This is a genomic window from Pedobacter sp. (assembly GCF_040513095.1).
Classification (GTDB): domain Bacteria; phylum Bacteroidota; class Bacteroidia; order Sphingobacteriales; family Sphingobacteriaceae; genus Pedobacter.
Genome location: NZ_JBEVDX010000044.1, coordinates 19,834 through 33,642, shown reverse-complemented (window position 1 = coordinate 33,642; position 13,809 = coordinate 19,834). Strand labels below are relative to the sequence as shown.

11 protein-coding genes are annotated in these 13,809 nt (G+C 42.9%); 2 read left to right on the top strand and 9 right to left on the bottom strand.

Annotation, left to right across the window (positions count from 1 at the left end; genetic code table 11):
• The 6 genes from ABWY16_RS06555 to ABWY16_RS06530 form a co-directional block, all read right to left on the bottom strand.
• Positions 1–440: hypothetical protein (locus ABWY16_RS06555; RefSeq protein WP_353903851.1), on the bottom strand; the 440-nt coding region annotated here is incomplete at its 3' end.
• Positions 421–1,824: a purple acid phosphatase family protein gene (locus ABWY16_RS06550; RefSeq protein WP_353903850.1), complete on the bottom strand. Its 1,404-nt coding sequence runs from the start codon at positions 1,822–1,824 to the stop codon at positions 421–423. The genes ABWY16_RS06555 and ABWY16_RS06550, both read right to left, overlap by 20 nt.
• 6 nt (positions 1,825–1,830) lie before the next feature.
• Complete coding sequence (locus ABWY16_RS06545) at positions 1,831–2,919, bottom strand: phytase (protein WP_353903849.1); 1,089 nt, start codon at positions 2,917–2,919, stop codon at positions 1,831–1,833.
• A gap of 9 nt (positions 2,920–2,928) precedes the next feature.
• On the bottom strand, positions 2,929–4,191 hold the full coding sequence (locus ABWY16_RS06540; RefSeq protein WP_353903848.1) for a right-handed parallel beta-helix repeat-containing protein: 1,263 nt from the start codon (positions 4,189–4,191) through the stop codon (positions 2,929–2,931).
• A 21-nt stretch (positions 4,192–4,212) separates the two neighbouring features.
• Positions 4,213–6,978 carry a TonB-dependent receptor gene (locus tag ABWY16_RS06535; protein ID WP_353903847.1) on the bottom strand — a complete coding sequence of 922 codons (2,766 nt, stop codon included), beginning with the start codon at positions 6,976–6,978 and terminating at the stop codon, positions 4,213–4,215.
• 248 nt (positions 6,979–7,226) lie between these two features.
• Positions 7,227–8,822, bottom strand: a complete 1,596-nt coding sequence (locus tag ABWY16_RS06530) for a tetratricopeptide repeat protein (protein ID WP_353903846.1) — start codon at positions 8,820–8,822, stop codon at positions 7,227–7,229.
• Positions 8,823–9,043: 221 nt separating this feature from the next.
• Here ABWY16_RS06530 and ABWY16_RS06525 point away from each other — a divergent pair, with 221 nt between their 5' ends.
• A complete protein-coding gene (locus ABWY16_RS06525) occupies positions 9,044–9,250 on the top strand; it encodes a DUF3606 domain-containing protein (RefSeq protein ID WP_353903845.1) in 207 nt (68 codons plus the stop codon).
• A 42-nt stretch (positions 9,251–9,292) separates the two neighbouring features.
• Here the strand turns inward: ABWY16_RS06525 and cls are convergent, their stop codons facing one another.
• A complete protein-coding gene (cls, locus tag ABWY16_RS06520; RefSeq protein WP_353903844.1) occupies positions 9,293–10,753 on the bottom strand; it encodes a cardiolipin synthase in 1,461 nt (486 codons plus the stop codon).
• A gap of 143 nt (positions 10,754–10,896) precedes the next feature.
• Here cls and ABWY16_RS06515 point away from each other — a divergent pair, with 143 nt between their 5' ends.
• Positions 10,897–11,262 (top strand): response regulator, encoded by a 366-nt coding sequence (locus ABWY16_RS06515; protein WP_353903843.1) that lies wholly within the window; start codon positions 10,897–10,899, stop codon positions 11,260–11,262.
• Here the strand turns inward: ABWY16_RS06515 and ABWY16_RS06510 are convergent.
• On the bottom strand, positions 11,259–12,452 hold the full coding sequence (locus ABWY16_RS06510) for an aspartate aminotransferase family protein (protein ID WP_353903842.1): 1,194 nt from the start codon (positions 12,450–12,452) through the stop codon (positions 11,259–11,261). The genes ABWY16_RS06515 and ABWY16_RS06510 overlap by 4 nt on opposite strands.
• Before the next feature lie 23 nt (positions 12,453–12,475).
• Positions 12,476–13,804: an NAD(P)/FAD-dependent oxidoreductase gene (locus ABWY16_RS06505; RefSeq protein ID WP_353903841.1), complete on the bottom strand. Its 1,329-nt coding sequence runs from the start codon at positions 13,802–13,804 to the stop codon at positions 12,476–12,478.
• Between the last annotated feature and the right edge of the window lie 5 nt (positions 13,805–13,809).

Here is a 13,809-nt window from a genome sequence, read left to right as displayed (position 1 = left end):
TCTGCCTGTTCCATCAGCTCTTTCCTGTGCGAATAAGGGTCATCACTGAAAAGTAACACCTCCATGACCTGGAAACCCGAAGGCTCCTGATATTCCATGTACGGCTCATCCACCTCAACTTTTGCCGGCCGGTTGTAAATCAGCGAAGAACTTTCAAAAAAATAATCCATAAAGAACTCAATGCTTTTATAGGCCAAACGGCTTTTTTTCAATGCAAGCCGGGCCTGTAAAACAGCAGCGGTATCCTTATCTGCCAACAAGGATACCGCTGTTTGTAAATCTTCTGAGGAGCTGGCAAACGCAGCATTATTAATTTTAAAAGCTATGATGGCATTTGCCAGCCCTATACTGCTGTTCTCTGTTTTTAAACCCAGAACAATGCAGAGGCAGGTTAGCCATAAAATGCCAGCAATAAATATTTTAGTCCGGTTTCGAAACATTTTTATTCAGCTCCTTCATCATGGTAAACTGGTCGCGGATCACACCATCTGCACAGATCCATTTCAGCTCAAGCTTATTATCCTGTACATCCAGCACGCATGAACCGCCATGGTCTGCATCCGAGAAATACATCGCATCATGCGGATAAGAAGCCTGCTTACCTCCCAGTTTGCCAGCAGAGCCGCTCAATACATAAACTGTTCCTTTGTCTTTCTTCAGGCTCTTGGTATATGGCTTAGAGTCTTTACTGCCATCGTTTTTTCCTGAAGAAGAACTCAGGTTATATTTTTTCGCATCAAAGGTCTTTTCCATACCATAATGTCCCATCATCAATCTGCTGCGTTCATAACCATGACTGTGGCCGTTTAAGACCACATCCACCCCGGCACGCTCAATGATCTGAATAAAGTTCTCCCTGATCTTCACCAGTTCTTCTTCCTCATCTGAATTGTGTGATCCCATCGTATAGGGAGGATGATGCCAGAAAGCTATCACCCAACCTTTGTTTTTGTTCGCTGCCAGATCTCTCTTAATCCATTGCACCTGAGGGCCAATGGTATCATACAGACGGTAAGCATTTTGTTCCTTACCATAAGAATCCAGTGAAAGAAAATGGATATTTCCAATATCAAAAGAATAAAAGGCCTGCGTATGTGAAGGTACCCCGCCCGATTCTCCTTCTGTCGGCATCGAGAAATTCTGATAATAAGCTGTTTCATGAGTTTCCTGTGCATGTTTGGCACTGAGGTCAGTATCATGGTAATCGTGATTCCCCGGAGAAGGAAATACAGGGTATTTCTTTAGCAGATCGTTTTTGTAAATATTAAAGAACTTGCTCTGGAATTCTGAGTCTGTACCGTCCTGATAGGCGTTATCTCCTAGAAGAATCCAGGCATTCAGTTCATTCGGGCCCAGATATTTCAGGAGTTGTTCTTTAACGTGACGCTGGTTGATAGAGTTATCACCACAGTCGCCCAGGGCTGCAATACGGTAGTGTCCGGCTTCTCCCGGCTGAGGCAGTGTTGTAAAGGAGTTGTTCTCATCTCCCTGTAGTGTATCCTTTAAACCGCCGATACTGTAATAATATTTTGTTAAAGGCTTTAAGCCGGCCAGGTTTACTTTATGCTCGGTGAGGAGTTTGATATCTTCAACCGATTGATCCAGTTTGCCTGGAGCAGTTCCATAACGCACCTTGCTCCGCGAGGACACATCAGTTCTCCAGCGAATCTGTATACCGGTGCTGCTTGCAACCTGTAAATACGGTCCGCGAATTAACCTTACAGGCTCAGTAGCTGCACCAGGCTCTTTTTTGTCCTGTGAAAAGGCTGCCTGCGAAAAGAGCAATGCAACAGAAAAAAACAGGTGTAAAGATTTCTTGATCATTATATCTTATTTTACTTTTAAATCAGTTCCGGCAATATCTTCCCAGCGGTAAAAGTGAAATGTTCTGTCATCACTCATCACCACAAAGAGGCCATGTTTGAAAGTTGCATTCAGGGGCACATTCACCACATCAGATCCATCACTATGCCCTGCACTCAGCTTAACAATTTTCAGCAGCTGGTGGTTAAACGGGTTTTTACCGCTTCCTTCCCTGCTAAAGATCTGAAATCGGTTGGCTCCCTGATCAGATACTAAGATATAACCTTTACGCGAAGATGTTTTATAAATTGATATTCCTTCATGATCTTCCTGGAATCCGGTTGTACCGAATTCAGCAAGCTGCTCATTGCCTTTTTCCGGATCAGCGTAGTATTGGCGCACACCGTACTGTTCGTCAGAATAGTAAATATACCCCAGTTCATTGTCTACCGCAATAGATTCAATTTCCTTTTTACCACTATACCTGCCAAATTTGCGCACCAGTTCTGCTTTAACCTGTCCCGCCCCATTGTCCGACAGCAGGTACTGCCAAAGGTAAGAACCATCTGCAGGACCTGTTTTACGGCCTGCAATCACGTACATTTTACCGGACCTGGAAGTATAAATTGATACCCCCATCAGATCCCGGTATTCTGCACCTGTTTCTCCTTCGAATACAGGAATCCCACCCCCGTCTATTGCTTGCATATCAGGTAATGAATAGATACGGAGTTTATGGGTGAAACGTTCTGTGGTTATGGCGATGTCTGTTGATTTCCCGTTGATTTTAAGGCCATAGGCGATATCAACGTTGTTTGGTCTTTTCAGTCCCTTCACTACCAGGTCCTGCCGGATCTTTCCCTGCAGGTCAAATACATATAATGCACCAGTTACAGACTTATCTGTACCGATCACAAGGCTTTTCGAGGCATCCTGCGGATTTACCCATATGGCAGGATCGTCTGAGTCAAAGCCAACTTTTTCAGTAATCACAGCGGGCTTGATGGCTACTGCATTTTCTGTTACCGCGGTTGAAACTGCCGGAGATATATGCTGACTGCAGGAAGACAACAGTACTGGGATGGAAAGATATAAAATTGATTTATGCTTAAACATGTGATGGTTTTAGTTGGTTCCGAAAGCTCCTATATAAGAGGAAGGCTCCGGGGAAGCGTAAACAATATTGTTGATGGTGATACCATCAGGGAAATTGCGTGTGAAGGTCCTGGTTCCTTTACCAAGGGCAGCAGATCCGCTTGCCAGGTGGAAATCCCAGCTGTCGCTGAACGTGTAGGTTGCTGTAGAAGTGCTTAAGGGATAATTTACAAATTTAGGGTCATTAGCGCCAACTACAGTGCTGATCACATCGTTTGTTCCTCCAACGATATCAGTTGCAGGTTGAAACTGTGTTACAGTAGCCTGTGCATATCCATAATACAGATTGTTGCTAAATTTTGATCTTGCATCCTGTGGCGCTTTGGTATCTTTTTTAATTCCAAAACGGGTATTTGCAAACAGGTTATTATATAACTCTGCGTAAACAGTTGCTTCCAGCCAAACGGAACCACCTTTGGCAGTTGGCCTTCTCCATCCGGTGTTCAGCATGGTATTGTTATACACTACAACATGCGCCTGTGGAGTACGGTCGCCTGTGTTAGACAATTTAAATGCATTTGTATTATTTGAATAGAATAAGTTATAAGAAAGATCTGCCAGACATCCTGATTTGATATTGATCCCTTCGCCACCTACCAGACCGGTGTTATAAAACCTGTTTCCTGTAAAAATGATATGACCGCCTTCGATGTAGGTACAGTCATCCTGGAAATGCCTGAATGTACTGTTTGCAACTACCAGCTTACCATTTACATTAGAGAACCAGATTGCTGGTGTATTCTCACCACTCACAGCTTTATACAAACCTAATTTTACTGAAGTAGAAGCCTCTGTAGTAGTAGCACCGCCGTATTCCAGGATAGTATTATCCAGTAACAATTCTGTACATGTTTTTGAGGCAAGGATACCTCCCCACATTTTTCCGAAGGTGTGCTTTTCGTTCCTGTAATTCTCTTCGATGGTAATTTTAACAGGGCTGGCAGCAGTTCCCATTGAATATAAGTTACCATTCACAATGATCTCCGGCCTTGCCAGCGTATCCATGATTACCAGTACGCCTTCTTCTATAGTGAGAGACTTATTTACCGGAATAATGATGTCACCCGTTACGCGGATCACACTTCCTTTAGACCAGATTCCGGAAACTTCCCCTGATACCCCGCTGGTATTGGTTTGTGTAGGCGATGTATCTACATCAACATTTGCTTTTTCACAGCTTGTGAATACTGCCGCAGTCATGGCTGCAAGAAGTAATAATGCTTTAATTTTCATAGCGTTGTATTTTTGCTTAAATTATAATTTGTAGCGTAGGCCTAATAAATAGGTCTGTTCGTAAAAATCTTTTCTGATCAGTGTTTCATTGCTGCCCAGGTCCTGCTGAGGCAATCCTGTATTTTCTGTATTTGTACCTTTGATAAATAATGTTGTAGGCGTATTCAGCAAGTTTCCTGCTTTAATAAAAATGCTCAGGTTATTTTTAAATTTCTTCTCTACTGAGGCATCCATCTGCACAAATCCTTTTTGCCAAACGTCGTTATCTACAAACTGAGATACAGTATTGATCCTGTCACCTGTGTAGGAACCCGCCAGTTGTGCATCCCATCCGTTTTTGCTGTCTTTATATAACAGTGATAAGTTTCCGATATGAGCAGCCTGACCATACAATGGTCTTGTCTGATCTGCATTGATGGTTTCTACATCACCAGAAACCGCATTTCTGATCCTTTTGGATTTGGATGTTGTGATTCTTGAGTGCGTATAAGTATAATTTGCTTTGAAGCCGAACTTGTTGAAAAACTTGATGTAATCCATCTCCAGACCATAGTTTTTTGCATTACCAAAGTTACCGGGCGTATAATAAACATCTTGTCCCCTTGTTGCATCTGCCTGGAGGGTATACTCAATCGGATCTTTAATATTTTTGAAGAACGCGCCTACCAGCAGCTGATCTGAGCTATTTGGAAAAAGCTCGTAACGAACATCGTAGTTGTCGGCAATTGCACGTTTCAGATCAGGATTACCACGTTCGCGGTATTCTTCTGTGACCACATTTCCGGGAACAATTTCATAAAAACCAGGTCTGTTTAACGAGCGGAAATAACTTGCACGCAGGTTCATTTTGTCATTAAGTCCGTATTTCAGGTTTAAACTTGGCAGAAAGTCTGTATAAACCTGGCTACCTACCGGTCTTGATTCACCCTGGCTAAACAAAAGGTTGTAGCCCTGGTCAGTATGCTCTACCCTGGCGCCACCAATTACTTCAAGTTTGTTTACTTTGAAATTAAACATTCCATAACCGGCGGTAGTTTTTTCGGATGCATTATAGGTCAGCGGGTTAGCAACCGCACCCTGCGGATTCTGCACATCCCATACGATATCAGTATAGTTATTAAAAGCAACACCATATAATGAAGCAGGAACGGTTGGCTTAAATGTATAGTTGTTATAGAAACTGCTTCTTTGTTTGTCACGGTACAATCCTCCACCTGTGAAATCAACTTTAGTACCGGCAATATCAGCTGTATAGGTAAGGTTCAGATAACCCGCTTTATCTTCATCTGTATTGCGCGACCAGCGGTGGGTCAGTGACGACGCTGTAGTCCTGGTTTCGGCGAAATTGGTACGTAAACCATTCAGGCTTACTGAGCTTTCGTCAGGAACATCGTTTTTTGCAGAGGAGAAAACTGCAGACCAGTCTACTTTCAATTTACCCGGAATGATCTTGTGTTCACCCTGCAGCGTACTGTTATAGATCTGCTGCTCAGTTAATCTTGAGCGTGTATTATATGTAATCTGAGCGTTTCCGGCCGCTGCATTGTAGTCAGCATTGGAGAAGTTTGTAGTCAGGACATCACGTGTTTGTATATTCTGCAGATTTACATAAGAGTTTACCCAGGAGAATTTATTGTTTTTATCCAGAACAAAATCCACCTTTCCATGTACACCGTAACGTTTTTGCTGCTCGCTGTACTGTCTGTAGTCCATAGATGTAATTCTCGATATTTTATCGTCGTCCACAACTGATGAGTTAAAGAAAGTACTATTTGTACCCCTGTAGGTATTCTGATAACTTCCAGCTACGAGTATACCCAGCTTGTTTTTCAAAAAGCGCTGACCTATAGATAGTCCGCCAACAAGATTTGGCGCAGGTTGTTTCGCTTTGTAATCCAGCACTCCCGTAGAAAAATCAGAAGTTTTAGCATTGTAACTTCTGCCATTGCTTTCATAAGGGGATTTGGAATTCATGGAACTGGCATCGAAACCAAGGAATTTGCGGTCGAAAAACATCTGGCTGTAACCAGAAGCTAAATTTGCATTGATCTGCATTTTTGATGGTGCATCTTTCATGACCATATTAACCACACCACCAACAGCATCACCTTCCATATTTGGCGTAAGTGATTTGTAGATTTCCAGTCTTTCCAGCAATTCTACCGGGAAGATATCCAGAGGTACATACCTGAACTTATTATCAGGACTCGGGATCTTAATACCGTTAACCAGTGTATAGTTGTACCGTTTATCCATACCCCGAAGGATAGCATACTGTCCGTCTCCATTGTTGCTTCTTTCTACAGAAACGCCTGACACACGCTGAATAGCATTTGCAACCGTCAGGTCGGGAGAGATCTCCATCGCACGGCCCGAAACAACGTTCATTACCTGCATGGATTTTTGCTCCAGCCTTCTGGCGGTAATTTCTGTAGCACCATCGTGTTTCGCAGAAATGGAGATTTCATTTAAATCATTTCCGCCCTGTTCTGTCAAATAAATGTTGATCTGCGGGTTGTCTTCATTCAGGATCGTGATCTGTTTGGAAAATGTTTTGTAGCTGATGTATGACACCTTTAAGGTGGCAGGACCGGCAGTAACTTTCTTGAACTCAAATGATCCGTCCAGACCAGTCAGTATTGCTCTGTCGGTATTTTCCAGTTTTACGGAAGCGCCTATCATTGGCTCTCCTGTTTTCTGATCATACACATGTCCTTTGATATTACTGGCTTTTGCAACAGTAATACTGAAGAACAGGCAAAAAATAGTTTTTAGAATTGGCTTCATTTTTTAATTAATTTTTTGGCGCAGCTTGTTTTTAATTACGCTGCTGCAAATGTGCATGACCAGCTATATACTGTCAATTTTCTGGCGTATACAAAACGTAAACACCGTTACCGGGACTGTATACAAAGCGCGTACAGCGTATACATTCGTTTTATAATAATTTGTTTAACAAGGCTTTACGTATAACAGTTCCGCCATTATCATTCAGTTAGCGTAACATTAACAAATTGTTAAGCCCTGCAAAAGCATCAGATGGTCTGGATAAATGAACTGAGGTTATCCCCTTCCGGCACATTAAGTTTCTTCCGGAGTCTGTATCTGGATACCCTGAGACTGTCCTGCGAAATACCAAATATTGCTGCCATATCTTTAGAGCTCATGTTCATCTTCAATAAAGCGATCAAACGTCTGTCATTTACCGTAAGGTCATCGCAATACGACTTGAGTCTATCAAAAAACGACTGATGCAGCTGCTCAAAAACCATTGTAAAATCTTTCCATTGCTGATCGTGGTTAATGTTCTGGCTGATCTGTCTGACCAGCTGCTGAAGCTGTTTTTTCTGGTCACGCTTTTCATCACTGATCATTTCGTCAAGTTTACTGCGCATGCTTTCGAGAAACTGGTTGTGCTGGATCACCTGTAGGGTATGCGTAGTAAGTTCCCTGCTTTTCAGTTCCAGCTGTTCCTGCTGTGCGAGATTGATTTGTTTATTCTTGTCTGCAATTGCAGTATTTTCCCTCAGTTTCAGCCGCTGCCTGGAGATAGTCAGTAAGCCCATCAGTACAAGTAATAACACGACTACAACAACAGCAATACTGATTATCACGTTGAGCTTATGCGCGTTTTCCAGTCTTGCGATCTCATCATTCTTCTTATCCGTGTCATAGATAATCTGGAGGAATGACATTTGCCGGTTATTCTGGTCTGAGTAGATATTCAGCAGATACTTCCTGCTGAGCTCCATGTAATGATAAGCACTGTCATTTTTCCCGAGCAGGTTCATTGACTTGGCAATATCCCGGTAGGCAGAGGCCTGCTGGTATTCATTTTTGGTCTCGACTGACATTTGCAGGGCTTGTCTGGAATAGACCAGTCCTGCGGTATAGTCGCCGGTTTTGCGGAGTATATCTCCTATATTATTGATTACTTCTATACTGGAGACCTGGTTATTCACCGTTTTATACAATACAAGCGACTTGTCAAAATATACCCTGGCAGAATCATACTGTGCCAGATCTTCGAAAATACTGCCCAGGTTTTCATAGATTTTAGCCATTCCGCCTTTGTGATCTGCAGTACTGTAGGCTGTTAACGCCTTGCGCTGGTAATAAAAAGCACTGTCATAACGCTGCTGCTTCTCATATAGGTGGCCGATATTTCCATATGTTTCGCCCAATCCTATTTTGTTGTTCAGCGTCTGATACAAACGCATGGCCTGGTCATACTGTTTTCTGGACGCCTTCCTGTCCATATTCTGATAGTAAATTATACCCAGGTCATTATAATTATCAGCGAGCAGCGTCTTTTCATTGAGCTGGCTGAAGATCCTGTTGGCCTGCTGGTGGTATTCCAGTGCCTGGGAGTAATGCCCCTGAGAATAACAAATTTCCCCCATTTGTTTCAGGCAGATGCCAATGGTACGTTTATTATTACTGAGCAGGGCGTCATGATATAATCTTTTGAGGATCAGAAAAGCTGAGTCAGGATAGCTTTTGCTCAATTCCAGTGTGTGCTGAAGTTCAGCAGACGGATCCCCGGCTGCGTACGCTCCGCCTTGCGTACAGAGCAGTAATAAAACTGCGAGACTAAATATGCCGTAAATCTTTTGGTAAACCAATATCATTGTCAAGTACCGGCAGAAAATTGATGAGTTCTGCCTGCTGCAAAAGACGACTTCGAATGTTAAAACAATGTTAAGTTAGTGTTGTTAAGAAGGTCAAAGTGATTTTTTATATTAACAAAAAAATAATATATTAGGCATAGTAAAACGGATTAGGATCCGGTACATTTAGGCATAAGTATTGTTATCAAATATTCAAGAAACCAAATTAATATTTATTGATTATGCTCAGAAACACCTATTACGAGAGAGATGAAATGAGATTGACTGAAAGAAGATGGATCAATCTGCAGGAATACTATGATGTAGAATACTGGTCTAGGAAATTTGGTGTTACACCGGAGCTTTTACAGGCAGCCGTGAAAAACTCAGGTACTACTTCGGCTGAAGAAGTGGAACAATACCTAAGAAACAAATATCCTTTTAAATAACGAATTCATTATCAGCGGCATCCTGATTTGTGATGCTGCTGATTATAATAAAGGCGAGAGCAGACGGCCCAGTTTTTCAGGTAACTGCTTATACAGGGGTCTTTTCTCCCATTCTGCTGCATTTATCTTTTTTGATTCCTTCAGATCCTGGTAAAATATCCTTGTCATCTCTTCTGCAGTATGATTATCATAGATTACTGCATTTACTTCGAAATTCAGTTCAAAACTCCGGTTGTCCATGTTCGCTGTACCAATAACGGAAAGCTGCTGGTCTGAAACCATCGTTTTTGAATGGATGAAGCCTTTTTGATACTGGTAAATTTCTACACCTGCATTCAATAATTCAGCATAATAAGAACGGGCGGCAGCAGCTACCATCCTGGAATCTGATTTTTCAGGAATAAGCAGGATTACTTTTACACCGCTGAGTGCTGCTACAACCATTGCATCAAGCAGGCTTTCACCAGGAATAAAATAGGGCGTAGTAATCAGGATCTCCTCTTCAGCCATGCCTATAGCCTGTATAAGTGAAAACAAGATTGTTGGATTATCTGAATCCGGCCCGCTTGCGGCAATCTGAACTACAGCATCCCCGGCATTTTCTTTCAGTTCATGAAAAAAGCTTGTTTGAGGAGCCAGGGTCTCATCAGCACAAAAGTTCCAGTCGCAGATAAAAAGGTACTGCAGATAAAATGCCCCGGTCCCGGTAATCTTCACATGGGTATCCCGCCAGAACACCTGATCCGTATTGCTTCTGTTGTTTATATACCTGTCGCTCACATTTATGCCTCCGGTAAAACCAATGCACCCGTCAATCACAATGATCTTTCGGTGATTGCGGTAATTGAGCCGGTTAGCCAGGGCGATAAACAAAACCCTGTAGAAAGGATAAGCCTCTACTCCTGCTTCCTTCAATTCAGGAATCACTTTTTTACGGATACTGCGGCTACCGAAATCATCATAAATCAGACGCACTTTTACACCTGCCCTTGCTTTTTCTATCAGCACATCTTTGATAGCATTCCCGATCTCATCATCTTCAAAAATATAGTATTCAATATGGATATGATGTTCTGCCTGCTGCAGACAGCGCAATACTTCAGGGAATTTCTGTTCGCCATTCAGCAGTATTTCCACCTTATTGTTACCGGTAAGATAGCTCATTCCATCATTGAGCAGCAGTTGGGCAAGTTTCTGATATTTAAGTATTTCTTCGGGTACTGAATCCCAGATCTTTTTAGACTCCAGGAAAATCTGTTCGCGTACCCTCAGCTGCATCTGCTCATCTTTGATGATCTTTTTACTGTAAAGCTTCCGTTTGCGGTAGTTGGTACCAACGCTGAAGTAGATAATAATTCCCAGTACAGGCAAAAAAACAGTCAGCATTAAATAAGCCAGCGTTTTGGTGGTAGAACGTGTATCATATATAATGCGCAGGCAGGTTAGGACAATTGCTATAGTATAACTGATTTCGAGTAAAAGTATCCAACGGATTTCCTGCATTTATGATTTTGTTGAGCCTGATGATTATTGGCTAAAGATAGCAAAAATCAAAGGCCTCCGGATTACATTGAGGAAAAGCGCAGATTATTCCTGTATTGGCATAGTATTAGTAATAAAAACCGCAAATAAAAAAACAGGAAATAATGAATAAGAAAATTGTAATCTTTGATGACGATCAGGAAATTTTAACAGCGCTGGAATCAGTACTTGATTTTGTAGACTGGGACTTAATGACGTTTTCAAGCGGCCAGGACGCTATCAGCGTGATCAGCAGGGAAAAACCGGATCTGATTCTGATGGATGTTCTACTCGATGGTTTTGACGGCAGGGAGATCTGCAGGTCGATCAAAGAAAACAGTGATCTGAAACATATTCCTATTATCCTGATTTCAGGTCAGCATGGCGCAGAAAATGCACAGCAACAGGATTTTGGGCCAAATGACTTCCTGCCTAAACCTTTTAACATTGGCGACCTGATTGATAAGGTGTATTTTCAGCTTGCGTCTTAAACGTATGAGATGGAATCAAGAGCCTGAAGTATCGTTTGACAGGCTTTTTTGATTTCCTCTTCGCTGATGATCAGTGGCGGAGCTATGCGTAGGGCGGTTTCACAGTGCAGGAACCAGTCGATTACTACACCATCAGCAGCACACAGTTTACTGACCTTTTCGACCTGTTCAAAGCTGTCCAGCTGTATACACATCATCAGACCAATGCCCCGTACTTCCCTTATCAGTGGATGAACAAGTAGAGATTTGAATAGTTCACCTTTGGCTTTAACGTCTTTTACGAGGTCTTCCTCAAGTATAACATTCAAACTGGCTAAACCTGAAACACTCGAAACGGGATGACCGCCAAAAGTGGTGATATGGCCGAGGATAGGATTTTCCTTCAATACACCCATCACATCCCGGTTGGCAATAAAAGCTCCGATAGGCATACCTCCACCTAAAGCTTTGGCCAGCAACAGGATATCAGGAACGATATTGTAATGCTCAAAGGCGAATAATTTGCCGGTCCGTCCAAAAGCCGCCTGGATTTCATCAAGGATCAGCAAGGTGCCGGTTTCCGTACATCTTGCGCGCAGTTTGGTCATGTAATCAACAGAGGCAATTCTTATCCCTGCTTCGCCCTGGACGGTTTCCATAATTACACAAGCCGTTTCGGTGGTAATGAGTGCAAGGTCCTCTTCCTTTCCAAAGGTGATGAAACTTACATCGGGCAGCAGCGGACGGTATTTCTGTTTAAATTCCTCATTGCCCATCACACTCAATGCACCATGGGTGCTGCCGTGATAGGCATGGTGGCAGGCAATAATACCCGATCTGCCGGTATACCGTTTGGCAAGTTTCAGTGCGCCTTCTGTTGCTTCGGCACCTGAGTTCACAAAGTAGACATTATTGAGTTTTTCAGGAAGTACACTGATCAGTTTTTGCGCAAACAGCACCATAGGTGACTGTACAAATTCCCCATACACAGTAAGATGTAAATATTTGTCCAGCTGTGCCCTGATTGCATCCAGCACCCTAGGATGCCTGTGTCCGATATTGCTGACCGCAAATCCGGATACCAGATCCATATAACCTTTTCCGCTCTGATCATAGAGGTATAATCCCTCAGCCCGCTCCACCTCCAGCATATTCGGACTGGTAGAAGTTTGGGCATTATTGAGCAGAAAAAGTTCTTTATGGCTGATCATAGTTGTTGATTTTGGCCACAAAACTAAGCATTAGTTACCAATCCGTCGTCATGGGTTTTAATATCAGCTACAGGTTCTGCATCCACACTGGGCATATCCACAGGCCTGATAATCATCCTGAGGCTCTGATCCCTTGAGAAATAAGCTACAGTCCAGTGGTAAAAAGTATTGATCCTGTTCCTGTAAGAGATCAGTGACAAAAGGTGGATAAACAGCCAGGCACACCAGGCGATAAAGCCCTTGAGGTGAATCTTTGGTTTAGGCAGATCAACCACAGCCTGGTTTCTTCCGATAATGGCCATACTCCCTCTGTCACCGTAGATGAACGCTTGCTGCTCTTTGTTTTCTGCAAGGCGTTTAAAGTTTGCAGCGAGGTTCTTTCCCTGCTGGATAGCTACCTGTGCCACTTGCGGATGGCCTTCAGGATAAGCCGCATCACCACTTTGGATACAGGTATCTCCGATCGCGTATACATCAGTAAGGCCTTCTATCTGATGATAAGGATTGACCATCAGTCTTTTTCCGCGGCCGTAACTTGTTAAAGGTATTCCTTCAAAACGCATAGCGCTTACGCCGGCTGCCCATATCAGGTTTTTGGTTTCAATTTTTGTACCATCAGAAAATATTACTTCGTCATTTACAAAATCACTCACATGGCTGTTCAGTATCACTTTAACGCCCAGCGCTGTAAGTTCCTCCAGGGTATGCTGCTGCGACTTCTTGCTCATGGGTTTCAGCAATGCAGCACCACCATCCACAAGGTAAATCTGGGCACCGGTATTTTTTAATTCAGGATAATCTTTATGCATAATGCGGTGGCGCATCTCTGCGAACATCCCGGAGATCTCCACCCCTGTTGGTCCGCCACCAGCTATCACTATAGTCAGCATCTTCCTGACTTCATCTCTGTCTTTAGAGATAGTAGCTTCTTCAAAATGTGTAAGGAGCCTGTTTCGCATCTGTATGGCATCACTCAGCGTTTTCATTGGTATGGCATGTTTCCTCACGTTTTCCATTCCAAAGTAATTGGTTTCTGCCCCGGTGGCAAAAACAAGCATATCATAATTCAGGGAGCCGTTGCTAAGCATTACCTGCTTTGATTCCGGCAATACCTGCAGCAATTCCCCGAGCCTGAAATGCAGATTATCCTTGCTTCTGAACAGCTTTCGTATAGGATAACTGATACTGGACGGCTCAAGGTAAGCAGTAGCTACCTGATAGATCAGAGGTGGGAAAAAGTTATAATTGTTTTTATCTACAAGCGTCACCTCGTAATATTTATTCTTTCCAAGTTCGAGGGCAAGGTTGATCCCGGCGAAGCCTCCGCCTATGATCACTATTCTTTTTTGCATAATTC

Bases quoted from the DNA above. Each gene is read 5' to 3' on its own strand.
- ABWY16_RS06540 (WP_353903848.1), bottom strand. From the start codon at position 4,191: ATGAAAATTAAAGCATTATTACTTCTTGCAGCCATGACTGCGGCAGTA.
- ABWY16_RS06545 (WP_353903849.1), bottom strand. From the start codon at position 2,919: ATGTTTAAGCATAAATCAATTTTATATCTTTCCATCCCAGTACTGTTG.
- ABWY16_RS06505 (WP_353903841.1), bottom strand. From the start codon at position 13,804: ATGCAAAAAAGAATAGTGATCATAGGCGGAGGCTTCGCCGGGATCAAC.
- ABWY16_RS06510 (WP_353903842.1), bottom strand. From the start codon at position 12,452: ATGATCAGCCATAAAGAACTTTTTCTGCTCAATAATGCCCAAACTTCT.
- ABWY16_RS06535 (WP_353903847.1), bottom strand. From the start codon at position 6,978: ATGAAGCCAATTCTAAAAACTATTTTTTGCCTGTTCTTCAGTATTACT.
- ABWY16_RS06530 (WP_353903846.1), bottom strand. From the start codon at position 8,822: ATGATATTGGTTTACCAAAAGATTTACGGCATATTTAGTCTCGCAGTT.
- ABWY16_RS06525 (WP_353903845.1), top strand. From the start codon at position 9,044: ATGCTCAGAAACACCTATTACGAGAGAGATGAAATGAGATTGACTGAA.
- ABWY16_RS06550 (WP_353903850.1), bottom strand. From the start codon at position 1,824: ATGATCAAGAAATCTTTACACCTGTTTTTTTCTGTTGCATTGCTCTTT.
- ABWY16_RS06515 (WP_353903843.1), top strand. From the start codon at position 10,897: ATGAATAAGAAAATTGTAATCTTTGATGACGATCAGGAAATTTTAACA.
- cls (WP_353903844.1), bottom strand. From the start codon at position 10,753: ATGCAGGAAATCCGTTGGATACTTTTACTCGAAATCAGTTATACTATA.